The 23,082-nt window shown below is 67.4% G+C and carries 20 protein-coding genes; 7 read left to right on the forward strand and 13 right to left on the reverse strand.

Annotated features, from left to right (window positions below):
* Positions 1-20: 20 nt before the first annotated feature.
* From P7F68_RS06070 to P7F68_RS06110, 9 genes are all read right to left on the reverse strand, one after another.
* The gene (locus P7F68_RS06070) at positions 21-605 is read right to left on the reverse strand and encodes a HupE/UreJ family protein (protein WP_002939893.1); all 585 of its coding nucleotides are present in this window, start codon (positions 603-605) and stop codon (positions 21-23) included.
* Between the two features lie 82 nt (positions 606-687).
* Complete coding sequence (ureG, locus tag P7F68_RS06075; RefSeq protein ID WP_002931490.1) at positions 688-1,338, reverse strand: urease accessory protein UreG; 651 nt, start codon at positions 1,336-1,338, stop codon at positions 688-690.
* Between the two features lie 2 nt (positions 1,339-1,340).
* Positions 1,341-2,039 (reverse strand): urease accessory protein UreF, encoded by a 699-nt coding sequence (locus tag P7F68_RS06080; protein WP_277831831.1) that lies wholly within the window; start codon positions 2,037-2,039, stop codon positions 1,341-1,343.
* A gap of 2 nt (positions 2,040-2,041) precedes the next feature.
* On the reverse strand, positions 2,042-2,599 hold the full coding sequence (gene ureE / locus P7F68_RS06085) for an urease accessory protein UreE (RefSeq protein ID WP_002939919.1): 558 nt from the start codon (positions 2,597-2,599) through the stop codon (positions 2,042-2,044).
* 9 nt (positions 2,600-2,608) lie between these two features.
* A complete protein-coding gene (gene ureC, locus P7F68_RS06090; protein ID WP_002931487.1) occupies positions 2,609-4,360 on the reverse strand; it encodes an urease subunit alpha in 1,752 nt (583 codons plus the stop codon).
* A complete protein-coding gene (locus tag P7F68_RS06095; protein WP_002939921.1) occupies positions 4,360-4,665 on the reverse strand; it encodes an urease subunit beta in 306 nt (101 codons plus the stop codon). Before P7F68_RS06095 ends, ureC begins: the two co-directional genes overlap by 1 nt.
* Positions 4,666-4,675: 10 nt before the next feature.
* Positions 4,676-4,978, reverse strand: coding sequence for an urease subunit gamma (ureA, locus tag P7F68_RS06100; RefSeq protein ID WP_002939924.1), 303 nt, complete (start codon positions 4,976-4,978; stop codon positions 4,676-4,678).
* Between the two features lie 66 nt (positions 4,979-5,044).
* Entirely contained in the window at positions 5,045-5,923 is an 879-nt protein-coding gene (locus tag P7F68_RS06105) for an urease accessory protein UreD (RefSeq protein WP_277831534.1), read from the reverse strand.
* A 265-nt stretch (positions 5,924-6,188) separates the two neighbouring features.
* A complete protein-coding gene (locus P7F68_RS06110; protein ID WP_277831555.1) occupies positions 6,189-7,778 on the reverse strand; it encodes a sulfatase-like hydrolase/transferase in 1,590 nt (529 codons plus the stop codon).
* 442 nt (positions 7,779-8,220) lie between these two features.
* Here P7F68_RS06110 and P7F68_RS06115 point away from each other — a divergent pair, with 442 nt between their 5' ends.
* The 5 genes from P7F68_RS06115 (at position 8,221) to P7F68_RS06135 (ending at position 16,767) form a co-directional block, all read left to right on the forward strand.
* On the forward strand, positions 8,221-9,681 hold the full coding sequence (locus P7F68_RS06115) for a 2-hydroxymuconic semialdehyde dehydrogenase (protein WP_002931482.1): 1,461 nt from the start codon (positions 8,221-8,223) through the stop codon (positions 9,679-9,681).
* Between the two features lie 40 nt (positions 9,682-9,721).
* Complete coding sequence (dmpE, locus tag P7F68_RS06120) at positions 9,722-10,504, forward strand: 2-oxopent-4-enoate hydratase (RefSeq protein WP_270068585.1); 783 nt, start codon at positions 9,722-9,724, stop codon at positions 10,502-10,504.
* A gap of 16 nt (positions 10,505-10,520) precedes the next feature.
* On the forward strand, positions 10,521-11,315 hold the full coding sequence (gene dmpH, locus P7F68_RS06125; RefSeq protein ID WP_277831559.1) for a 2-oxo-3-hexenedioate decarboxylase: 795 nt from the start codon (positions 10,521-10,523) through the stop codon (positions 11,313-11,315).
* A gap of 105 nt (positions 11,316-11,420) precedes the next feature.
* The gene (locus P7F68_RS06130; protein ID WP_277831561.1) at positions 11,421-14,975 is read left to right on the forward strand and encodes an indolepyruvate ferredoxin oxidoreductase family protein; all 3,555 of its coding nucleotides are present in this window, start codon (positions 11,421-11,423) and stop codon (positions 14,973-14,975) included.
* Between the two features lie 328 nt (positions 14,976-15,303).
* Entirely contained in the window at positions 15,304-16,767 is a 1,464-nt protein-coding gene (locus P7F68_RS06135; RefSeq protein ID WP_277831563.1) for a diguanylate cyclase domain-containing protein, read from the forward strand.
* Between the two features lie 45 nt (positions 16,768-16,812).
* Here P7F68_RS06135 and P7F68_RS06140 read toward each other — a convergent pair whose 3' ends face one another.
* From P7F68_RS06140 to P7F68_RS06155, 4 genes are all read right to left on the reverse strand, one after another.
* The gene (locus tag P7F68_RS06140) at positions 16,813-18,993 is read right to left on the reverse strand and encodes an acetate--CoA ligase family protein (RefSeq protein WP_277831565.1); all 2,181 of its coding nucleotides are present in this window, start codon (positions 18,991-18,993) and stop codon (positions 16,813-16,815) included.
* A gap of 4 nt (positions 18,994-18,997) precedes the next feature.
* Positions 18,998-19,780 (reverse strand): enoyl-CoA hydratase/isomerase family protein, encoded by a 783-nt coding sequence (locus tag P7F68_RS06145; RefSeq protein WP_002928899.1) that lies wholly within the window; start codon positions 19,778-19,780, stop codon positions 18,998-19,000.
* Positions 19,777-20,496: a class I SAM-dependent methyltransferase gene (locus P7F68_RS06150; protein ID WP_277831569.1), complete on the reverse strand. Its 720-nt coding sequence runs from the start codon at positions 20,494-20,496 to the stop codon at positions 19,777-19,779. The genes P7F68_RS06145 and P7F68_RS06150 overlap by 4 nt, the downstream gene beginning before the upstream one ends.
* 222 nt (positions 20,497-20,718) lie before the next feature.
* Positions 20,719-21,591 carry an outer membrane protein OmpK gene (locus P7F68_RS06155; protein ID WP_277831571.1) on the reverse strand — a complete coding sequence of 291 codons (873 nt, stop codon included), beginning with the start codon at positions 21,589-21,591 and terminating at the stop codon, positions 20,719-20,721.
* A gap of 249 nt (positions 21,592-21,840) precedes the next feature.
* Between P7F68_RS06155 and dksA the strand changes: the two genes are divergently transcribed.
* Positions 21,841-22,275, forward strand: a complete 435-nt coding sequence (gene dksA, locus P7F68_RS06160; RefSeq protein ID WP_002937822.1) for an RNA polymerase-binding protein DksA — start codon at positions 21,841-21,843, stop codon at positions 22,273-22,275.
* A 48-nt stretch (positions 22,276-22,323) separates the two neighbouring features.
* Positions 22,324-23,055: a S1 family peptidase gene (locus P7F68_RS06165; RefSeq protein WP_002937825.1), complete on the forward strand. Its 732-nt coding sequence runs from the start codon at positions 22,324-22,326 to the stop codon at positions 23,053-23,055.
* Positions 23,056-23,082 lie beyond the last annotated feature (27 nt).

The raw sequence follows: 23,082 nt of genomic DNA on the forward strand, positions 1-23,082 counted from the left end.
CGCAGCCGCCGGAGTCAGGCTCAGGCGCCGAGCAGCAAAGCCCCGGTGCCGGCGATGGCTGCGCCGGCCGCGCGGTGGACACGGTCGCCGAGCAGCGTCTGCGGCGTCCACCGCGTCAGTGCATAGCCGGCGCCGTGCAACAGCGCGGTCGCGAGCGCAAAGCCCAGGGCGTAGGTCGCCAGACTGGCGCCCTCCATCTCGGCATGGTGGGCATGGCCATGGAAGAGCGCGAAGGCGGCGACGAGGGGCAAGCTCGCCGCCACGGGCAGACGCGCGGCAAGCGCGATCAACAGCCCCAGCACCAGCACCGAGGCAGCAATGCCGGCCTCTACCGCGGGCAGCGCGAAACCGAGGGCGCCCAACCCCGCGCCCGCCAGCATCGCCAGTACGAAGCCTGCAGGCAGCATCCAGCGCGTGGCGCCGGGCTGGCGCGCCGCGTACAGGCCGACGGCCAGCATCGCAAGCAAATGGTCGACACCGCCGAACGGGTGGGCGAAGCCGCTGAAGAAGCTCGCACCTTCGTGGCCGGGGTGGGCGAGCGCGGCACCGGAGACGGTGGCCAGCGCCACGGCGACGAGCGCCGCGCGAACGGGATGGGTGTTCATGATGGAGACTCCTGCACTTTCAAGAAATGAATATCAGATGAAGCTACCGGGATTGCGAAGCAGCGAGGCCGTCAGGCGCCTTTCAGGCCGCCACCAGCAAGCCCTGACGCTCGATGAAGTCGATGATATCGGCGAGTCCCTGGCCCGTCTTCTGGTTGGAGAACACGAAGGGGCGCGTACCACGCATCTTGCGCGCATCGCGGTCCATGACCTCGAGCGAGGCGCCGACCAGCGGTGCAAGGTCGATCTTGTTGATCACCAGCAGGTCGCTGCGGGTAATGCCCGGCCCCCCCTTGCGCGGGATCTTGTCGCCGGCCGACACGTCGATGACATAGATCGTCAGGTCCGACAGCTCGGGCGAGAAGGTCGCCGCCAGGTTGTCGCCACCGGACTCGACGAAGATGATGTCCAGCCCCGGAAAGCGCGCGTTGAGCCGATCGACTGCCTCGAGGTTGATCGAGGCGTCCTCGCGAATCGCCGTATGCGGGCAGCCACCGGTCTCGACGCCGATGATGCGCTCGGGTGCGAGCGCTTCGTTGCGCACGAGGAACTGGGCATCCTCGGCAGTGTAGATGTCGTTGGTGACCACGGCGATGTTGTACTTGTCGCGCAGCGCCAGGCACAGCGCAAGCGTGAGCGCCGTCTTGCCGGAGCCGACCGGACCTCCGATGCCGACTCGGAGCGGACCACGATGATGCCCGCGATCGCGACCGCAGCCTTCTGAGAGATTCATGCTCATGATCTGAACAGCCTCGTGTATTGGGTTTCATGCCGGCTGCTGGCAATGGCCAGGCCGGGGGTGTAGTTGCTCCAGCGCGCTTCGGGCAGCTCCAGCGCCTGCCCGACCAGCGCCGGAATGCGCTCGCCAAGCATGGCCAGCAGGCGCTGGCCTGCGCTCTGACCGAGCGGCACCGCCTTTAGCGCCGCCATCACCTGGTTCTCGGCCCAGGCCCAGAGGTAGGCGGCCAGGGCCTGATCGGCCGGCACCTGCCAGGCTGCGGCAGCGGCCGACCAGGCGGTCGGAAAGCAGGGCGTATCGAGCGCCAGCAGGCGCGCGCGCCAGCCCGGCAGCGCGGCGAAGGCATCCAGTTCGGTGAGCAGCCTGACCAGCGACCAGCCCATCTGCAGCGTCTCGGCACGCAGCTCGGCCGTCTCCCGGCTGGCGAGAAAGTCGTCGTTGAGCCGCGCCACCTCGCCGTCCTCGCCACAGGCCCAGGCAGCAAGCTGGCTCGCCAGCAACGGCGCCTCGAAGCGTGCCACGCTCCACTCGAGCAGATCGCCGATCCACGCCGCGGCATCCGCCTCTCTGGCGACCACGCCACTCTCCACCGCCCACTCCAGGCCTTGCGAGTAGGTATAGGCGCCCACCGGCAGCGCAGGGCTGGCCAGTTGCAGCAGGCGCAGCAGGGGCAGCAGGGGCACCGCCGGGTGCATGCTCACTGCCCTGCCATCAGATGGATGCGCGCGCCGCTGCCATCGCCCGGATGCTGGTGGCCGGGCGCATAGGCGCCAGCCTCGGGTTCGAAGGGTGCCCGCAGCGTGCTAACCAATGCCCCCAGGCCGACGAGCATGTCCTCGAGTACATGGTCGGCCTGCAGGCGCAACCAGTCGCCACCGCCATCGCGCCCGACCTCCACCGCGACATGGCGGTTGCCAAGATGAAAGGCTGCACGCGCGAGTTCGGTCGCGGTGGCGCAGCGCACCTCGAGCAGGTCTTCGGCTGCGGACACCACGGCGACCACCCGGCCATCGTTCGCCAGCAGCCGGTCGCCACCGCGCAGGATGGTGCCACGCGGCAGGAACAGGCCAACCTCGGCGCCGGAGGCCAGGCGTGCGCGCAGGCGGCTCTTGCTGCGGGTGTTGAAATCGAGCTCCAGATGGTCGCTCGCCGGCGCATCGCCGCTGTAGCGCGCCTCGATCAGGCACAGCGCGGAAGAAGCGGGGGGCGCCGACACCGTGGCGACCGGTGCGACGGTAGTGGAATCTGCTTGCATGATGTCGTCTCAGAACAGGAAGTAGCGCTGTGCCATAGGCAAGGCCGCAGCCGGCTCGCAGCTCAGGTGCTCGCCGTCGGCACGCACGACGTAGGTTTCGGGGTCGACCTCGATGGAGGGCGTAGCATCGTTCAACACCATGTCGGCCTTGCTCACCTTGCGGCAGCCCCGCACCGCCACCAGCGGCTTGTGCAGCCCGAGCGCGGCGATCTCGGGATTCGCCAGGGCTGCCGCCGAAACGAAGGTCACCGAGGTCTTCAGCGCCTTGCCGAAACTGCCGAACATCGGTCGGTAATGCACCGGCTGCGGGGTCGGGATCGAGGCGTTGGGATCGCCCATCGCCGCGGCGGCAATCATGCCGCCCTTCAGGATCAGGCTGGGCTTGACGCCGAAGAATGCCGGCCGCCACAACACCAGATCGGCGAGCTTGCCGGGCTCGATCGAGCCCACCTCGTGGGCGACGCCGTGCGTGATGGCCGGGTTGATGGTGTACTTGGCGATGTAGCGCTTGACGCGGAAATTGTCGTTGCGGTCGCTGCCCTCGATGGCCGCGACGGCCTCCGGCACCGCTGCGGCGGGGCCGCGCCGGGGCGCCAGCCAGCCGCGTTGCAGCTTCATCTTGTGCGCGGTCTGCCAGGTGCGGATCACCACCTCGCCCACCCGGCCCATGGCCTGGGAGTCCGACGACATCATCGAGAACGCGCCGCTGTCGTGCAGGATGTCCTCGGCGGCAATGGTCTCGCGGCGGATGCGCGACTCGGCAAACGCCACGTCCTCGGCAATCGACGGATCGAGGTGATGGCACACCATCAGCATGTCGAGGTGCTCATCGATGGTGTTGACCGTGTAGGGCCGTGTCGGGTTGGTCGACGACGGCAGCACATTGGGCCGGCTGATCGCCTTGATGATGTCCGGTGCATGACCACCGCCCGCACCTTCGGTATGGAAGGTGTGGATGGTGCGGCCCTTGAATGCCGCCAGTGTCGCCTCGACGAAACCGGACTCGTTGAGCGTGTCGGAATGGATGGCAACCTGGATATCCATCTCGTCGGCCACCGTCAGGCAGTTGTCGATCGCCGCCGGCGTCGTACCCCAGTCCTCGTGCAGCTTGAGCCCGATCACACCGGCTGCCACCTGCTCCTTCAACGGCGCCGGCAGGCTGGCGTTGCCCTTGCCGAAGAAGCCCATGTTCATCGGGAAGGCTTCGGCCGCCTCGAGCATGCGGTGGACATGCCACGGCCCCGGCGTGCACGTGGTGGCGTAGGTGCCGGTCGCGGGTCCGGTGCCACCACCGAGCATGGTGGTGACGCCCGACATCAGCGCCTCCTCGATCTGCTGCGGGCAGATCCAGTGGATGTGGCTGTCGATACCGCCGGCGGTCAGGATCATGCCCTCGCCGGCGATGACCTCGGTACCGGCACCGATGGGGATCGTCACCCCGGGCTGGATGTCCGGATTGCCGCCCTTGCCGATCCGCCAGATACGTCCGTCCTTGAGGGCGACGTCGGCCTTCACGATGCCGGCGACCGCATCGACGATGAGCGCGTTGGTGATGATCGTGTCCGCCACGTCGGCCGAGACGCCCTGGCCCTGGCCCATGCCGTCGCGGATCACCTTGCCGCCACCGAACTTCACCTCCTCGCCGTAGATCGTGAAGTCGTGCTCGACTTCGATCACCAGTTCGGTGTCGGCGAGGCGCAGGCGATCACCCACGGTCGGGCCAAACATTTCCGCATAGGCGCGGCGCGAGATCTCCGCCATCACAGTGCTCCCATGACCAGGCCGTTGAATCCATACACCTCGCGCTCGCCATCGAGCGCCACCAGTTCGACGGTACGCGACTGACCAGGCTCGAAACGCACCGCGGTACCCGCTGCAATGTTCAGCCGGAAGCCGCGCGCCGCAGCACGATCGAAGTGGAGCGCGGTATTGGTTTCGGCAAAGTGATAGTGCGAACCGACCTGGATCGGGCGATCGCCCGTGTTGGTCACCACCAGCGTCAAGGTGGTGCGGCCGACATTGATTTCGATGTCGCCATCGGCGACGAAGTATTCACCCGGAATCATCGCAAGGGCCTCACAGGATGGGGTTGTGCACGGTCACCAGCTTGGTCCCGTCGGGAAAGGTGGCCTCGACCTGGATATCGGGGATCATCTCGGCCACGCCGTCCATCACATCATCGCGGGTGAGCAAGGTTGCGCCGTAGCTCATCAGCTCGGCCACCGTGCGCCCGTCGCGCGCGCCTTCGAAGATGGCGCAGGTGATCAGTGCCACCGCCTCGGGGTAGTTCAGCTTCAGGCCGCGCGCGCGCCGGCGCTCGGCCAGCAGGCCGGCGGTAAAGATCAGCAGCTTGTCCTTCTCGCGGGGTGTCAGTTCCATTTCCGTCCTCTTCATGCGTAGCGCCCGGCTCCGCGGCAAACCTCAGGCCTGCCCGCAGGGCCGCCCTCAGGTACTCCAGATCCTCGGCCGCTGCATCGCCCGGCCGGCCACCGCCGGCCGCGCCGCGGCCCACAGCTGCGTCAGCCACGCCCGCCCCGGCTCGCAAGCCGGCCCCAGCCAGCGTGCAACCAGCAGCCCGGGCAGCAGCGTCACCGCCCCGCTGCCCCCCGCCGGCGTAATGGCGCGCCAGGCCTCGAGCAGCCCGGTGTCGCAGCCCGGCGCCGCCACCAGCAGGGTGGCGCTCACCGGCTGCCCCTGCAGACCGGGCGCTGCCTCGAGCAGCGCACTGCCGCCGCCGAGCACACCACGTTCGAACCACAGCGGCTGGCCGTCGCGCGTGATCCGCGTGCGCAGGGCAAGCTCGCCACGGGCGAAACGCTCGCCCGCGCCGGTGCGCCCGAGGCAGATCATCTCGGCACCGACGAAGACCGCCGAGCCGGCAAGCGCGACCTCGGTCTCGAGTTCGCCGAGCGCGGCGTCATGGACGATGCTTTCCTGCGGCAGGAACTCGCACACCGCGCCATCGGCCAGGCGCAGGCGCTGGCGGAAGCGGCCATGCGCACCCGCACTGCGGTACCACTTGCCCGCACCCGGGGTGGTCAACAGCACATGGGCATGCGGCCCGAGATCCAGCGACAGATCGAGACGATCACCCCCGGCGATGCCCGCGGGCGGATGGACCAGGATGACGTGGCACACCGCGTCGCCCTCTGGGTACAGCGGCCTCTGCACCACGAGCGGGCCGAGATGCGCACGCTCCGCGAGCACGCTGCGCCCGCCGCGATGCTCGAAGCGCAGGCGCAGCTCGGCCTGCCAACCGGCACGGGCGGCGGAATGACCCGAGGGAAGACCGTGAGGGGCGAGGGGCTCTGCAGGCGCGTTCATACGACAGCGCCTAGCAAGGCGCGGGCCAGGCGCTGCGCGAGCAGACTCAAGGTGCAGATTCAGCGCAGGCTTGTCGCAGCGGCGAGGCGCCAACGGCGCTCATTGAGAGGTCGGCAGGCTGCAGACCCGGTGGAGAGCCCACCGGCAGCGCACCACTGCGGTGCACGCATGCTCACGGGCACCGCAGTGGTGCATACGGGGCGAGCCCCCGCCCAAACCCTCACCCTCGAACGGTGGGCGGGCACGGTTCGGCCGCCCGCAGGCGTCAGCGCAGCACGGTGGGTGGCAGCCTCGGCGGCGTGCCGACGCGCAGCGCTGCCGCAGCCTCGCCCTCGGCGGGCGGCACGGGCAGGGGCTCCCACAGCGCACGGTAAGTCGCGCTGTAGTCGAGCAACTTCTCCGCCATGCGATCCACGCGGTCGGGCGCACGCGCGGCACGCACTGGCCCGATCGCCGAATAGCCCAGCCCGGCGCGGCCGTCCTTCACCTCCAGACCGACGAGGTCCAGCATGGTGGGCAGCATGTCGAAATGCGTGATCTCGCGCGTGTTGGCCTTGAGCCTGGGGTTGTCGTTGATCAGCAGGTTGAACACCCGGCGCTCGGGATTGCTCACCAGCTTGCCGTAGGACGTGTTGCCCATGGCAAGGTGGTCGCCCTGCACCACGATCGCGACGCGGTCGAGCCAGCCACGGGCGATGATGTACTCGACGAACTCGGCCACCATGTCCGCAGTGCACTCGACGATGCCCTCGAAGCCCTGATGGCCGCGGCGCGCACACTCCGGCGACAGATGGCCGTAGGGGTGGTGGGTGTCGATGGTGAGCACGGTGAGATTGAAGGGCTTGCGCGACTTCATGAGCTGGTCGAGCTCGGTGCGCGCGTGACGGAAGAGGTCGTCGTCACGCAGGCCCCAGCCGCTCATTCGCCCCTGCGGCTCGCCCGCGGCGATCCACTCCTCACGCCCCATCACCCGGCTGTAGCGGTGATCACTGAAGAACTTGCCCACGCCGGCGAAGGCCAGACTGGAGCCATTGAGGAAGACGTTGCGATAGCCGTGATCGGCCAGGATGTCACCGAGGCAGCGTGCGCGCGGCAGATAGCGCTCGATCTTCTCGCCCTGGACGTTGCCGCCGAACATCGCCACCGCCTTCAGCGGCAGGCCGCACTGGGTCGACACCAGGCTGGCGATGGTGAAATGCGCGCCCATCAGCTCGCGGTAGCTGTCGAAGGACACCACGCCGGGCCGCGCCTTGAGCGCATTGAGCCGATGCAGCAGGTCGCGGCCGAAAAGCGCCGGGTCGGAGTAGGTGTTCTCCAGGCTCTCGACGTAGATCAGCACGAGGTTCTTGGGCGGCTTGCGTCCGCGCTCGAGCGTGATGCGGGCGGGGTCTACATAGGCGTCGGCAAAGTAGTCCTCGCCGAAGTAGCCGCGCACGTAGCGCGCCACCGAGAAGCTGTCGACGAAGAAGGCGACGCCGGCGCCGAGCACCACCAGCGGCACGACACGCGGCAGCGTGTGATGGGCGGCGTGCCGCAACACCGCAAGCACGCCCTGCCAGGCCGCGCGCAGCCAGGGTCGGGGCCAGGCCTCGGGCTGGCTGCGCAGATAGCGCACCCAGCCATCGAGCCCCCAGAGCAGCAGAGCGAGGACGAGCGGCAGCGCCAGTCCACGCCAGGCGAAGCGATGGATGATCTCGGGGTCACTGGTGAGCACCCCCTCTGAGCCGAAGCGCAGGTGGTAGAGCACCTGGTCGATGCTGACGCGACCGAACTCTTCATGCAACCAGCGCGGGACCGCATAAAGCAGACAGCCGGTCAGGATGGCTAGGAATCTGAGCAGTTTTCCGACGCGCATGCAGTCCCCGTACAGGCAAGCCCCGGAGCGATCCGCGAGAGGGGCGCACGCAAAAGGTGCGCAATGTTACTGCTTCTTGGCTTTTGCCGCGCAGACTCCTGAGGCGCGATTGGCGGGTATCAGTATCCAGTTCCTGCAGCATCGATATCCACTGGCTGCAAGGCCCGTTCCAGCGCCCGGGAACTCGGCAAGCCTGAGCTTCGCCATTGGCAGACTTGGCCAGTCCGATCTCGACCGGGAAGGGCAGACACCGGGAAGTCGGGACTGACGCATGAAATTTTGTATCGCCCTTGCAGAAGGGCAAAATCTCGAGTATAAAATCTCGAGATTCACAATTTATCTCGCGACTCAAGCCGATGGACGAGTCGCACCCAGGCCGGCGGCAAGACCTACGAGAACCGCAACGGCAGACTGATCTACATCACTTGAGGACCGACTGAGCATGAAAGAGATCAAGAACTTCATCAACGGCGAGTACGTCACCAACGCCAGCGGCAAGACCTACGAGAACCGCAACCCGGTCGACAACGCGCTGATCGGCATGGTGTACGAAGCCGGCAAGCCGGAGGTCGATGCTGCCGTCGCTGCCGCCAAGGCCGCACTCAAAGGCCCCTGGGGCAAGCTCTCCGTGGTCGAGCGCTGCAACCTGCTCGACGAGGTCGTCAATGAGATCAACCGCCGCTTCGACGACTTCCTGCAGGCCGAAATCGCCGATACCGGCAAGCCCGCCCACCTCGCCTCGCACATCGACATCCCGCGCGGTGCCGCCAACTTCAAGATCTTCACCGACACCATCAAGAACGTGTCGACCGAGTCCTTCGAGATGCGCACCCCGGACGGCAAGACCGCGCGCAGCTACGGCGTGCGCACCCCGCGCGGCGTGATCGCGATCATCTGCCCGTGGAACCTGCCGCTGCTGCTGATGACCTGGAAGGCCGGCCCGGCGCTCGCCTGCGGCAACACCGTGGTCGTCAAGCCCTCGGAAGACACCCCCAGCACCGCTACCCTGCTCGGCGAGGTGATGAACAAGGTCGGCCTGCCCAAGGGCGTGTACAACGTGGTCAACGGCTTCGGCGTGGATTCGGCCGGCGCCTTCCTGACCGCGCACCCGGACGTCAACGGCGTCACCTTCACCGGCGAGACCCGCACCGGCACCGCGATCATGAAGGCCGCGGCCGACGGTATCCGCCCGGTGTCGCTGGAACTGGGCGGCAAGAACGCCGCCGTGGTGTTCGCCGACTGCGACTTCGACAACACCATCGCCACCCTCACCCGCTCCTGCTTCGAGAACGCTGGCCAGGTCTGCCTCGGCACCGAGCGCGTGTATGTCGAGCGCCCGATCTTCGACAAGCTGGTCGCCGCGATGAAGCACACCGCCGAGACCATGAAGCCGGGTCGCCCCTTCGACCCCGACACCAAGATCGGCCCGCTGGTGAGCAAGAAGCACCAGGCCAAGGTGCTGGGCATGTACGCCAAGGCCAAGGAAGAAGGCGCCAACATCGTCTGCGGCGGCGGCATCCCCGACATGCCGGAAGACCTCAAGGACGGCTGCTGGGTACAGCCCACGATCTGGACCGGCCTGCCCGAGACCGCGACCGTGGTCACCGAGGAGATCTTCGGGCCGTGCTGCCACATCCAGCCCTTCGACACCGAAGAGGAAGTGCTGAACATGGTCAACGCCAACCGCTACGGCCTGGCCACCTCGGTGCACACCCAGGACATCAGCCGCGCCATGCGCATGGCCAACGCCATCGAGGTCGGCCTGTGCTGGATCAACAGCTGGTTCCTGCGCGACCTGCGCACCCCCTTCGGCGGCTCCAAGCAATCGGGCATCGGCCGCGAGGGCGGGGTGCACTCGCTCGAGTTCTACACCGAACTGCGCAACGTGATGATCAAGTACTGATCACCGGCTCATCAACCAAACACCTCACCGGGAACACGACATGGACCAGAGCAAGATCAATCACTACGGCGACGAGCTGTACACCGCACTCAAGACCCTCACCCCGGTCGCGCCGCTGACCGACCGCGAGCCCGACATCACCATCGAGGACGCCTACAACATCCAGCTGCGCATGATCCAGCGCCAGCTCGACGACGGCCACAGCGTGGTCGGCAAGAAGATCGGCGTCACCAGCAAGGTCGTCATGGACATGCTGAAGGTGAACCAGCCCGACTTCGGCCAGCTGCTGTCGAACATGGTCTACAACGAGGGCGAGCCGATCGTCGCCTCGTCGATGATCGCCCCCAAGGCCGAGGCCGAAGTCGCCTTCATTCTCAAGAACGACCTCATGGGCCCGGGCGTGACTGCGGCCGACGTGCTGCGCGCAACCGACTGCGTGGTGCCCTGCTTCGAGATCGTCGATTCGCGCATCAAGGACTGGAAGATCAAGATCCAGGACACCGTGGCCGACAACGCCTCCTGCGGCGTGCTGGTGCTCGGCGGCGTGCGCAAGAGCCCGCGCCAGCTCGACCTCGCGCTCGCCGGCATGGTGCTGTCCAAGAACGGCGACATCATCAGCACCTCCACCGGCGCCGCCGTGCAGGGCTCGCCGGTCAACGCCATCGCCTGGCTGGCCAACACCCTGGGGCGCCTGGGGATCGGCCTCAAGGCCGGCGAGATCATCCTCTCCGGTTCGCAATCCCCGCTCGTCCCGGTCGTCGCCGGCGACAGCCTCATCTGCAACGTCGGCGGCCTCGGTGGCACGTCGGTCCGCTTCATCTGACAAGGAAACCGTACCCATGGCAATCACCCTCGACCAGGCCACCATCGCCAAGCTCGCCGAGCACCTCGAAAACGCCGAGCTGCAGGCCTACGACGTCACCAAGATCACCGACGACTACCCCAGCATGGACTGGGATGACGCCTATGCCATCCAGGACGAGATCCGTCGCCGCAAGGAAGCGCGTGGCACCAGGATCGCCGGCCTCAAGGCGGGCCTGACCTCGCGCGCCAAGATGAAGCAGATGGGCGTCGAGACCCCGGTGTTCGGCTTCATCGCCGACTACATGTCGGTGCCGGACGGCGGCGAAGTAAAGTTCGACGAACTCATCCACCCCAAGGTCGAAGCCGAGATCTGCGTGGTCACCAAGGCCCCCCTGCGCGGGCCCGGCTGCCACATCGGCAACGTCATGGCGGCGATCGACTTCGTGCTGCCGGCGGTCGAGGTGATCGACTCGCGCTACCGCGACTTCAAGTTCGACCTCAAGAGCGTGATCGCCGACAACACCTCGTCGGCCCGCTTCGTGATCGGCGGCAACATGCGCAACCTCGACGAACTCGACCTGCCGACGCTGGGCGTGGTGCTCGAGATCAATGGCGAGATCGTCTCCATGGCCGCCGGCGCGGCCGTGCTCGGCAACCCGCTGGTGGCGATCGCGATGATGGCCAACGAGCTCGGCAAGCGCGGCCAGGAGATCCCGGCCGGCACCTTCATCATGACCGGCGGCGTCACCGAAGCCATCCCGGTCAAGAAGGGCGACAACGTCAACGTCCGCTTCCAGGATCTGGGCAACGTGTCCTTCCGCTTCGCCTGATCGCATCCAAGCGCTGCTGACACGGGCTGGCAGCGCGCCATTTCGAGCGCGCGCCAGCCCGTTGCACATCCGGGGCGCACACCACATTCAAGAGGGGCAACACCGATGTCGTCCAAACAGGACCTGACGCGGCAATTCACGGCAGAAGAGGGGATCATCCACATCGGGGGCATCGAGGCGCTGGTGCGCCTGACGATGGACCAGATCCGCTTCGACCGCCGCCGCGGTCTGAACAACGCCATGTTCATCTCCGGCTACCGCGGCTCGCCCGTGGGCATGCTGGACGCCAACTTCATCAAGCAGCAGAAGCTGCTGATGCAGCACAACATCCAGTTCGTCGACGGCCTCAACGAGGACCTCGCCGCCACCGCCGTCTGGGGCACCCAGATGATGCACACGGTGGGCAAGCAGAAGTTCGACGGCGTGGTCGGCACCTGGTACGGCAAGGCGCCGGGCGTCGACCGCTCGGGCGACGCGCTCAAGCACGCCAACTACACCGGCACCCTGCGCAATGGTGGCGTGCTCGCCATCTTCGGCGACGACCCGAGCTGCAAGTCATCCTCGCTGCCGAGTCAGTCGGAGGCCATGTTCTACCACGTCGGCATCCCCTCGCTGTACCCGGGCAACGTGCAGGACATTCTCGACTTCGGCCTGCACGGCTACTACCTGTCGCGCATCTCGGGCCTGTGGGCGGGCCTCAAGATCGTCACCAACGTCGCCGACGGCAGCGGCAGCGCCATCGTCGACCCCGACCGCCTGAAGTTCGTCACCCCGGTGGTCGAGCTCGACGGCCGCCCCTACACGCCCGAGGTCAACCTCGGCATGAACGTACGCAAGGACGCGCTCGACATGGAGCGCACGCTGTACTACGCGCGCCAGGAACTCGCCCGCCAGTATGCGCGCGAGAACGGCCTCAACAAGGTCACGCTCCCCAACGCCGACGCCTGGCTCGGCATCATCACCGCCGGCAAGACCTACCACGACCTGCGCCAGGCCTTCATGGAGATGGGCCTGGACGACGACGCCCTGCGTCGCGCCGGCGTGCGCATCCTCAAGATCGGCATGCTCAACCCGCTGCAGCCGGACGACATCCGCGACTTCGCGCGCGGGCTCGAGGAGATCCTCGTCGTCGAGGAAAAGCGCCCCTTCATCGAGCTGTTCGCCAAGGAAATCCTCTACGGCACGGCCAACGCGCCACGCATCGTCGGCAAGCGCGACGAGGAAGGCCGCGACCTGCTGCCCTTCCACGGCGAGTTCGAGTCCGACATCATCGCCCGTGCGCTGCACGCCCGCCTGTCGCGCAAGACCCGGCTGGAGTCGGCCGAGGCCTGGATCCGCCGCCTGGACGAGATCCACAGCCGCAACGCGCTGACCACGCTGACGCGCTCGGCCTGGTACTGCTCGGGCTGTCCGCACAACACCTCCACCAAGGCCCCCGACGGCAGCATCGTGTCGGCCGGCATCGGCTGCCACACGATGGCGATGTGGATGAAGCGCGGCGTGGTCATGGGCACCCACATGGGCGCCGAGGGCGCGCAGTGGATCGGCATGCAGCCCTTCACCGACACGCAGCACATCTTCCAGAACATGGGCGACGGCACCTACGCCCACTCAGGCAGCCTGGCGGTGCGCTACTGTGCGGCGACCAACACCAACATCACCTTCAAGATCCTGGTCAACAGCCACACCTCGATGACCGGCGGCCAGGAGATCATGGGCGCCGAGCCGGTGCGCAACCTGGTGGCCGAGCTCGTGGCCAACGGCGTCAAGCGCATCATCGTCACCACCGAGGACCTGTCGCGCTACAACGCGGTCAACCTCATCGGCAACACCGAGGTCTGGCACCGCGACCGCATCATGGAAGCGCAGAAGCTGCTCGCCGAGACCGAAGGCACGACCGTGCTCATCCACGACCAGGAGTGCGCCGCCGAACTGCGCCGCCAGCGTGGCCGCGGCAAGGCCTGGGAGCCCGAAGCGGTCATGGTGATCAACGAGCGCGTGTGCGAAGGCTGCGGCGACTGCGGCGAGAAGTCCAACTGCATGTCGGTCGAGCCGGTGCAGACCGAATTCGGTCGCAAGACGCGCATCCACCAGCCTTCGTGCAACAAGGACTACTCCTGCGTGAAGGGCTTCTGCCCGTCCTTCCTCACCATCACGCCCAAGGCTGACCCCAACGCCGGCGAGGCGAAGAAAAAAAAGAAGAAGGGCCGCCTGCCCGCGCTCGAACGCGAACTGCCCGACCCCGTGTTCAAGGTCGACCCGGACAACTTCGGCGCCCACGTCATGGGCATCGGCGGCACCGGCTCGGTGACCGTGGCGGCGACCATCGCCAACGCCGCGCGCATCGACGGCAAATGGGCCGTGGGCCTGGATCAGACCGGCCTGGCGCAGAAGGGCGGCGCGGTGATCTCGGACATCAAGGTCACCGCCACCCCCTTCGACGGCGCGAACAAGATCTCCGACGGCAGCACCGACCTGTACCTGGGCTTCGACATCCTCAACGCCACCGACAACAAGAACCTGGACAAGTGCCACCCCGAGCGCACGATCGCGATCGTATCGACCGGCCAGGCGCCGACCGGCTACATGGTGTCGGACAAGTCGGTGCAGTTCCCCAACATCGACCGCCTGACCCAGGGCATCGACCGCGTCAGCCGCCGCAACGACAACGTCTATCTCGACGCGCAGACGCTGGCCGAGGGCCTCTTTGCCGACAGCATGGCGACCAACATGTTCATGGTCGGCGTGGCCTACCAGGCCGGCGCGCTGCCGATCAGCGCCGCCGCCTTCGAGACCGCGATCCGCCAGGCCGGCGTCGGGGTGGACATGAGCCTGCTGGCGTTCAAGTGGGGCCGCATGGCGGTGGTCGACATCGACTACGTCCACGCCGAGATCCGCAAGTACGAAGCCAAGGCGCCCAAGCTGCCCGAGCTGACCGCCGAAGCGCGCCAGATCGTGGATTCGGTCGGTGCCAGCGGCGAAGTGCGCCGCCTGCTCGAGATCCGCGTGCCCGACCTGATCGGCTACCAGGACGCCGCCTACGCCCGCCGCTACGCGGCCAAGGTGAAGCGCGTGATGGAGGCCGAACAGCGCGTCGCACCGGAAGGCTCAGCGCTCGCCGAGGCCGCCGCGCGCTACTTCCACAAGCTGATGGCCTACAAGGACGAGTACGAGGTCGCCCGCCTGCACTCCGACCCGGCCTTCCTCGCCGAGCTCGACGCGCAGTTCCCGCACGGCTACACGGTCGAGTACAACCTCGCCCCGCCGCTGCTCTCCAAACGCAACCCGGAGACCGGCGAGCCGATCAAGCAGAAGTACGGCCCGTGGGTGCTGAAGGCCTTCCGCCACCTCGCCAGGCTCAAGCACCTGCGCGGCGGCAAGTGGGACATCTTCGGCAAGACCGAGGAGCGTCAGCTGGAGCGCCAGGCAATCGAGGACTACGACCGCCTGCTCGACACCCTGTGCGACAAGCTCAGCCGCGACAACCTCGCCATCGCGGTCAAGCTCGCCAGCATGCCCGACGAGGTACGCGGCTACGGCCACGTCAAGGAGCGGCACATCGCGCTCGCCAAGGCCAGGCAGGCGCAGCTGATGGCCGACTTCAACAACCCGCAGGCCGCCAAGGCCCGCGGCGCGGCCCAGGTCGTGCAGTTCGTGTAAGCGTTACAGCCCCGGGCAATCAAACGTGAGCCGGCATGCACGTTGAAGCACACGGGGCGACGAAAGGCTCGCGGCTGGCGCCGCTCCTACAGAGGCAGCTCCCGCCGTAGGAGCGGCGCCAGCCGCGAGGGGTTGAAGGCGACGGGGCTCGTCGTAGCCGCCCGGAAAGGCTCGCGTCGCGAGCCTTTTCCTGGACAGCATCTCGACCCCAAAACGGGCAACTGCCCGTGGGACGATGCACGATCCGCGGATGTTCTCTCGGGGTTTATTCGTCATAATGCGGCCATAGACCGCCCCCCGCCATCGCTCTCACAACCAAGACCTCGAGATGAGTCAGGATGGGTCGCACCGCCTGTTGCCACGCAGCCCGCTGACTAAGGCCGCTGCCCTGTTCCTGTGCTACTGGCTGGCATGGAAAGCCGCCGCCGTGTTCGAGGTGCAGCCCCATGTCAGCGCCCTCTACCTGTCCGCCGGGCTGAGCACCGCCGTTGGCATGATCGGCGGCTGGCGCTACCTGCCGGCCGCCTTCCTGGCCATCTGCGTGGTACGTCAGCTCGACATGCCCGGACCGCTGCTCGATGACATCGACTGGGGCGGCGCCCTGCGCCAGGTGCTGGTCTATGGCGGCACCGGCCTGTTGCTGCGCCGGCGCTGGCTGGCGATGCCGGCGCGCCTGACGCTGGCCGACGCCCTGCATTTCGTGCTGCTCGCCTTCGCCGCGACCAGCGTGTCGGCAGCCGCCACCCTCTTCATCCCGCCTTTCGACCGCCTGCCGGCAAGCGAGCTCGGTGCCGTGTTCCTGTCTTTCTGGGGCGGGGATTTCGCCGGGCTGCTGCTCGGCCTGCCCGCGATCGTGCTCGGCTGGAACCGGCTCCACCGCCGTACGGCCGGTGGTCGGCGCGACGATACTCCCACGGCCCCGCTTCATGGCATCCGCTCCTCCGCCGGCCTGATCGGTCTCGCCCTCGGCGTATCGCTGCTGTCGCTGCTGCCGCCGCAGCTCACCCAGAGCGAGGCCAAGCTCGGCATCCTGGTGCTGTTTCCGGTGCTGCTCGCCGGCCTGATGCGCGGCGTGCTGATGGGCTACCTGGTGGCGACGCTGGTGTGCGCGATCCAGATTCTGGCGGGCCGGCTGCTGGGCCTGCCGGTAGACGGCGTGCTCGACCTGCAGCTGGTGCTGGCAATGAGCGCCGCCACCGCACTACTCGCTGGCGCGGCGCACGACGACAAGCACTTCGAATGGCAGCACGCCAACTTCGACCTGCTGACCGGGCTCGCAAATCGCCACCGCTTCCAGGATCAGCTCGAGCACGAACTGCAGCGGGCCGCCCGCAGCGGGCAGCCGATGGCGCTGATGTACATCGACCTCGACGGCTTCAAGGCGGTCAATGACCGCCTTGGCCATCATGCCGGCGACATGCTGCTACAGCAGGTGGCCGGCCGGCTGCGGGCGTGCGTGCGGGAGACCGACACGGTGGCGCGGCTCGGGGGCGACGAGTTCGCGATCATCCTGCCCGACCTGAAGGAACTGAGCATCACCGACCGCATCGGCCACACGCTCCTCGAGCGCCTGCAGCAGCCCTTCGATATCGACGGCGACACCGCCCACATCTCGGCCAGCATCGGCGTTGCCGTCTGGCCCAGGGACGGGCGAACGCCCACCGAGCTCATCCACCATGCGGACCGCGCCATGTACGAGGCCAAGCGCCTCGGCCGCAACCGGCTCGCCCACCACGCCCGCATCGCGACGCCGCCGCCCGCAGGGGCGGCAACGCAGGCCGCAGGCGCCTGAAACCCCGCATACGGCCCCGCCTGTGAAGCGGCGGGGCCGGGGTGCTCAGTTGCTGACCACCGAGCGGTTGGTGATGATGCGCGCATCGACCACGGCGTAGCCGTCGGGATAGGCGATCACCGGGTTGAGGTCCAGCTCGGACAGCTGCGGGTAGGCGCTGACGATGCTCGACACCTTCAGCAGCAGGTCGACCAGCGCCGCCTTGTCCACCGGCGGCTCGCCACGAACGCCGGCGAGGATCTTGCGGCCCTTGAGCTGCTCGACCATGGCCTCGGCGTCGTGGCGCGACAGCGGGATGGCGCGGAAGGCGACGTCTTCCAGGATCTCGACGAAGATGCCGCCCAGGCCGAACATCAGCACCGGCCCGAAGATCGGGTCGCGCACCACGCCGACGATGACCTCGGTGCCCTTCTTCGCCATCGGCGTCACCAGTACGCCGCGGATGTCGGCATTGGCGTCGTAGGCGCGGCAGCTGGTCATGATCTGATCATAGGCGGTACGCAGCGCCGCCTCGCCCACCAGGTTGAGCTTGACGCCCCCCGCGTCCGACTTGTGCAGGATGTCCTTCGACACCACCTTCATCGCCAGCGGCTGGTCGCCGAATTTCGCCGCCGCCGCGGCGAGCTCGTCGGCGTTGTGGGCGACGACTTCCTCGGCCACTGCGATGCCGTGCTCGCGCAACAGGGTCTTGGCCTCGAATTCGTAGAGGTCACGACCCTCGTTCTGGGCGCGGGCGAACATGGCCTGCATGCTTTCCAGCGGGGTGACGCCCACCTGCAGCGGCTGGCCGTGCTGGTGCTGCAGGTAGATGCCGCGCTCGGCCAGCGCCTGCAGCACCTTCACCGCATGCTCGATGGAGGAGTACACCGGCAGCCCGGCCTCGTGCAGGCGGCGCAGCGCCGGCGGCTTGACCGGCGCGTACAGGCTGTAGATGACCAGCGGTTTGGCGCGGCGGCGGGCGAGCTCGATCATGGCTTCGGCGGCGCGCATCTCGCCGCCGAGCAGGGACTCGGCAAAGCGGGTGTGGTAGCCGCCGAACATGCCGACCAGGAAGACCGCGTCGACGTTGTCATCGTCGGCCACGATCTCCATGCAGCGCGCGAGCACCTCGGGGTCGGCGTCCGACGTACCGGCGACGTCGATCGGATTGGCGAGCGAGGCCTGCGGGAACAGGATGTCCGCCAGGCGCTTGCGCGTGGCCGCAGACAGTTCGGCGAGTTCCAGCCCGGCGTCGGACAGGCGGTCGGAGGTGATCGTGGCCTGGCCGCCACCGTCGGCGATCACCGCCACCCGGCGTCCGCGCGCCTGCTGCATCAACGCCAGGCCTTCGGCCACCGGCAGGATCTGGTCGGAGTGGCGCACCACGCTGACGCCCACCTGCTTGAGCAGGTCCACCGTCATCTCGTAGCTGCCGGCGAGCGCGCCGGTGTGCGAACTGGCGGCCTTCTTGCCGAGTTCGGTGGCGCCGGACTTGTACACCACCACCGGCTTCAGCGGCGTGATCTCGCGTGCCGCCTGCAGGAAGCGCTGGCCGTCGCGGAAGCCTTCCACATACAAGGTGGCGACGCGGGTGTTCTCCTCCTCGCCGAGGTAGCGCAGGTAGTCGTTGAAGCCGATATCGGTCTGGTTACCGGGGCCGACGTAGGTCGAGAAGCCGACGTGGCCGTTGTTCTCCGCCTCGAGCACCAGCGCGAGCAGCATGTTGCCCGACTGCGAGATGAAGCCGATGTCGCCCGCCTTGACGTTGCGCAGGTCGAGCAGATTCACGTTCTTGTGCAGGTTGAACATGCCCGAGGTATTGGGGCCGATGATGCGTACGCCGCCGGCGCGGGCGGCATCGAGCACCTGCTGCTCGAGCTTCGCGCCTTCGGGCCCGGTCTCGCGGAAGCCGCTGGCGAGGATCACCGCGCCCTTCACGCCCTTGCGCCCGCACTCCACCAGCAACCCAGGCAGGGTCGCCGCCGGGGTGCAGATCAGCGCCAGGTCCACCGGGCCGGGAATGTCGTCGAGCGAGGCATAGCTGGGGACGCCGAGGATCTCGGGCACCTTGGGGTTGAGCGGGTAGATCCTGCCGCGGTAGTTGCCCTTGATGAGGCCGACCATGGCCTTGTAGCCGCGCTTGGTGGGGTCGGCCGAGGCACCGACGATGGCGATCGAATCGGGCGCAAGGAAATCGTGCAGCGGGCTCTTGTGGACAGGCATGCTCTGGGTCGTATTCTCGGTCATCGTGTCATTCCCCCTTGAAGACGGGTGCGCGTTTCTCGGCGAAAGCGTCCACACCTTCCTGCCAGTCCTTCGTGGTACCGACGAACATCATGCCTTCGAGCTCGGCGGTAAGGCAGGCATCCAGCGTGCGCTCGGCCGACAGGTTGAGTTGCTCCTTGGCGAGCTGCATCGAGAACGGCGCCTTGCTCGCCACCTTGAGCGCAAAGGCACGCGCCGCGTCGAGGAAACCCTCGTCGGCGAACACGCGGTTGGCCAGGCCGATGCGCACCGCCTCGTCGCCCTTGATGCGCTCGCCCAGGAACACCAGCTCGCGCGCCTTGGCCAAGCCCACAAGGCGCGGCAACAGCCAGGTCACGCCACCACCGAGGAAGTTGCCGATGGATATCTCGGGCAGGCCGATCTGCGCACTCTCGGCCATCAGCATGAAGTCCGAGGCGATCGCGATCTCGGCACCCGCACCCAGCGCGTAGCCATTGACCGCGGCGATCACCGGCGTCTTCATGTGCAGCAGGCGGTGGCAGACGTCCTGCTCGCCCTTGAGGTACTGGCGGCGATCGAAGGCGGTGCGTCCCGCCTTGTGCGCCTTGAGGTCGGCGCCGACACAGAAGGCGCGGCCCTCGCCGGTGATGAGCACGACGCGGGCGTCGCCATCGGCCTCGGCGCGGTTGAGAGCATCGTTGAGCTCGTCGTAGAGCTGCTGGGTGACGGCATTGAGGCGCTGCGGACGATTCAGCCGGATCTCGGCAATGCCGTCGGAGACGTGGTAGAGGATGGTTTCGTAGCTCATGGCGTGGTCTTGCCCTTCTCTGGGGTGGGGAGCGAGTCGGCAGGGTGTGCCGAAGAAGCGGAATGGTCGGCGGTGGCCGGCCGATTCTGGGTAAAGGGTGCGGCGCGGGCCGGTACAGCCGCGGCGCCAGGCTTGCGCAGGAGGACGACGTCCTTGCCCGGCACCTCGCACTGCCAGCCGAAGCGCTCCGCCAGGTGGCGGAAGGTGGATTCGCGATAGAACACCACATGGGTCGGATCGCGACGGTAGTGCCAGCGCGCAAAGCGCGCGTCGTCGGTCTGGAAGCAGGTCATGACGCCGAGCCAACCGCCCGGGCGCAGCATGGCGTTGAGACGGGCGAACTCCTCCGCCGGGCGGTGGAAGTGCTCGACCACCTCGGTACACGTGATGAAGTCGTACTGCGCGGACAGCGCAGCCTCATGCGCGGCAAAAAAGGGGTCGTACAGACTCACTGCATGCCCCGCCCGCTCCAGCAGCGCCGCCAGCGCAGGCCCCGGGCCGCAGCCGTAGTCGAGCCCCTTGCTGCCTGCATCCAGGCGGGCGATCAGCGGCTGCGCCAGCCGCGCCAAAAAACGCACATAGCCTGGGTCGGCGGGGTCGTTGCGATGCAGCAGGTACTCGGCGCGCTCGCGCGCTGCACCGGGGCGTTGCGCCGGCAACACGAAAGTCGCCTCGCAAACGTCACAGCGCTGGTAATCACGCCCATCCACATGCATGAAAGGGCGCGTAACGGGGTGGAGGCAGACCGGACAGCCGAATGCGGCTCCCGGGGCGTGCAGACTCATGGTCGGCATTCTAACCAGCCCTGGCCGTGCTGCCCATGATGGAAATCCCGCAATCGCAAGCCGCCTCAGGCGTCGACTCGCGGAACGACAAGCGGGCGGATGCGCGTGATCGGCATCCGCCCGCTTCGTGTCAGGCCCAGTCGTCGGGCAGGATCAGAAGTGCCACTCCAGCTGGAAGGTGGGCGCATCGGTGTCGATGCCGGGCTTCTCGACCCCGTTGCCGTAGGCATGGTTGCCAAACTTGTTGCGCCAGTACTCGTAACCGACGCCCATCAGGAAGGTGTTCTTCGTGCCCCAGGCCATCTGGCCGACATCGACCATCAGCGCGGCACGCATCAGCGTCTCGGTGCGCGTCTTCACGCCAGCGTAGTCGCGCCCCTTGTCGCTATTGACGTTGATGAAGCCCTGGAACTTCAACGGCACCGAGCCGGCGCTGAACGGGATGCCCCAGGCCGCGCTGATGATCCACTGCGGATCGAAGCTGATGTCGCTGCGTGGGCAGGCCGGCGCGCCCAGACCGCAGTGGTTCCACTCCTTGCCGTAGAGCAGGCTCACGTCAAGAAAGCCCGGGACGTCGAACTTGAGCGTCGGCCCGACCACCAGCAGGCGCTTGCGCGGCGCAAAGCGCGTGTTCTTGGTGTTGAGGTCGAACCCGGCGGTGATCCCCACCTCCTTGACCGGGCCGAAGGCCAAGCGCTTGTCCAGCAGCTTGCCCAGATGGACCTGATGGCGGTAGGTCAGGTAGAACTCGGTTGCACCGTTGGTGCTGCCGCTGGCGGGGTCGGCCTTGTCCGACTGCAGCATGTCGACGTTGATGAAGTTCTGCCCGACCGAGTAGCCGCTGGCGTGAGTGAGCTGCAGCACATGCTTCTCGACCGCCCTGGTGTTCGTCGGCTCGCGCAACTCCGTGCCGTAGCGGTAGCCGACGAAGGTGTCGCTCCAGGTCGCCGCCTGGCCGGTAGCCGGCACCGCCGCGAGCAGGCAGGCTGCGCCCACGGCCTTCAAACACGTGTCGAATCTTGTCATTTTCTGTCTCCGGATGATTCCCTGGGTGTGGCGTCCGTGCCGTCGCAGCGTTCGCGGCGCCAATGTATCGGGGACATCCGTCGACAAGCCTGAGCCGCATTTATAGTGCGCATAAGCAAACCCGATGCTCACCACACCCGGAGCATGTCATCAACCCGACCCGGGCGTTGCCGTGTATGGTAAGGGTCTTGCCGCATGCGCCGCACCATGGCGGCCCTCGGGGCCTGCCTCTGAATGAGGGGAATCACCATGAACGAAACGCTCACCGCCACCGAAGCCCTGCCGACCGAAGCCGAGATGCGGGCCGCGCCGGCAACGGAATACATGAGCGCCAGGCAGCTGGCCTTCTTCCGCGAAAAGCTGATCCAGGAACGCGACGCGCTGCTCGACTCGGCCCACCGTACCACCCTGCACCTGCAGGAGTTCGAGAGCACGCCCGACCCGTCCGACCGCGCCTCGCTGGAGGAAGACCACACGCTCGAACTGCGCGTGCGCGACCGCGAGCGCAAGATGCTGCACAAGATCGACGAGGCGCTGGCACGCATCGACAACGGCAGCTATGGCTGGTGCGAGGACAGCGGCGAGCCGATCGGCATCCCGCGGCTGCTCGCACGCCCGACCGCCACGCTCAGCGTCGAGGCGCAGGAGATCCACGAGGCCCGGCGCAAGATGCGCGGCGGCTGAGTGAACGCTGCAGCCAGAATGGCCGCGGGGAGGACCGCGAAGCAGGCAGTGATCGAATCGATCTTGCTCACCGCTGCGCGCGTATGCACCTTCGACGGTCAGGTAGCACTGACCAACGCGAGCGGTTTCTTCTTCGCACGCGGTCACCGCCTGTTTCTGGTCACCAGCCGCCACGTGCTGCACGATGAGGCGAGCAAGCACTTCCCCGACCGCATCGAGATCGAACTGCACGACGACGCCAACAACCTGGCGCACTCGACGGGCTTCTCCATCCCGCTCTACCGCAACGGACGCAGCATCTGGCGCCAGGGCACGGACTCTGCTGGAGAGATCGACGTCGCCGCGATCGAGCTGGAGCAGGGTGCCCTGCCCGCCGGTGCGGCCTACCGCGCGTTCACGCCGGCTCATCTGCTCGGCCGCTTCGATCAGGTCGAGGTCGGCAGCTCGTTGCTGGTCGTGGGCTTCCCGCTCGGCTTTCACGACACCCTGCACCACATGCCGGTGGTGCGCCAAGCGGCAATCGCCTCGTCCTTCGGACTGCGCTTTCAGGGCAAGGGTTACTTCCTCACCGACGCCCGCACCCACCGCGGCACCAGCGGGGCGCCGGTGGTGATGCGCTGCACCAGCGCGGATCCGCGCCACGGCGACCTGCCGTGGCTGTTGCTCGGCGTACATTCGGCCCGCCTCGACGTCGGTACGCGCGATCTCGAGCTTGACGAGGCCCTCGGCCTGAACTGTGCGTGGTACGCCGACATCCTGATGACGCTGACGGACATGTGACGCGCGCGGCCACAGGCAGTCGCGGAG

The organism is Thauera mechernichensis, from assembly GCF_029588855.1.
Classification (GTDB): Bacteria; Pseudomonadota; Gammaproteobacteria; order Burkholderiales; family Rhodocyclaceae; genus Thauera; species Thauera mechernichensis.

Excerpts from the sequence above, each read along its gene's own strand:
- P7F68_RS06070 (WP_002939893.1), bottom strand. The coding sequence starts at position 605 with ATGAACACCCATCCCGTTCGCGCGGCGCTCGTCGCCGTGGCGCTGGCC.
- ureG (WP_002931490.1), bottom strand. The coding sequence starts at position 1,338 with ATGAATCTCTCAGAAGGCTGCGGTCGCGATCGCGGGCATCATCGTGGT.
- P7F68_RS06080 (WP_277831831.1), bottom strand. The coding sequence starts at position 2,039 with ATGCACCCGGCGGTGCCCCTGCTGCCCCTGCTGCGCCTGCTGCAACTG.
- ureE (WP_002939919.1), bottom strand. The coding sequence starts at position 2,599 with ATGCAAGCAGATTCCACTACCGTCGCACCGGTCGCCACGGTGTCGGCG.
- ureC (WP_002931487.1), bottom strand. The coding sequence starts at position 4,360 with ATGGCGGAGATCTCGCGCCGCGCCTATGCGGAAATGTTTGGCCCGACC.
- P7F68_RS06095 (WP_002939921.1), bottom strand. The coding sequence starts at position 4,665 with ATGATTCCGGGTGAATACTTCGTCGCCGATGGCGACATCGAAATCAAT.
- ureA (WP_002939924.1), bottom strand. The coding sequence starts at position 4,978 with ATGGAACTGACACCCCGCGAGAAGGACAAGCTGCTGATCTTTACCGCC.
- P7F68_RS06105 (WP_277831534.1), bottom strand. The coding sequence starts at position 5,923 with ATGAACGCGCCTGCAGAGCCCCTCGCCCCTCACGGTCTTCCCTCGGGT.
- P7F68_RS06110 (WP_277831555.1), bottom strand. The coding sequence starts at position 7,778 with ATGCGCGTCGGAAAACTGCTCAGATTCCTAGCCATCCTGACCGGCTGT.
- P7F68_RS06115 (WP_002931482.1), top strand. The coding sequence starts at position 8,221 with ATGAAAGAGATCAAGAACTTCATCAACGGCGAGTACGTCACCAACGCC.
- dmpE (WP_270068585.1), top strand. The coding sequence starts at position 9,722 with ATGGACCAGAGCAAGATCAATCACTACGGCGACGAGCTGTACACCGCA.
- dmpH (WP_277831559.1), top strand. The coding sequence starts at position 10,521 with ATGGCAATCACCCTCGACCAGGCCACCATCGCCAAGCTCGCCGAGCAC.
- P7F68_RS06130 (WP_277831561.1), top strand. The coding sequence starts at position 11,421 with ATGTCGTCCAAACAGGACCTGACGCGGCAATTCACGGCAGAAGAGGGG.
- P7F68_RS06135 (WP_277831563.1), top strand. The coding sequence starts at position 15,304 with ATGAGTCAGGATGGGTCGCACCGCCTGTTGCCACGCAGCCCGCTGACT.
- P7F68_RS06140 (WP_277831565.1), bottom strand. The coding sequence starts at position 18,993 with ATGACCGAGAATACGACCCAGAGCATGCCTGTCCACAAGAGCCCGCTG.
- P7F68_RS06145 (WP_002928899.1), bottom strand. The coding sequence starts at position 19,780 with ATGAGCTACGAAACCATCCTCTACCACGTCTCCGACGGCATTGCCGAG.
- P7F68_RS06150 (WP_277831569.1), bottom strand. The coding sequence starts at position 20,496 with ATGCATGTGGATGGGCGTGATTACCAGCGCTGTGACGTTTGCGAGGCG.
- P7F68_RS06155 (WP_277831571.1), bottom strand. The coding sequence starts at position 21,591 with ATGACAAGATTCGACACGTGTTTGAAGGCCGTGGGCGCAGCCTGCCTG.
- dksA (WP_002937822.1), top strand. The coding sequence starts at position 21,841 with ATGAACGAAACGCTCACCGCCACCGAAGCCCTGCCGACCGAAGCCGAG.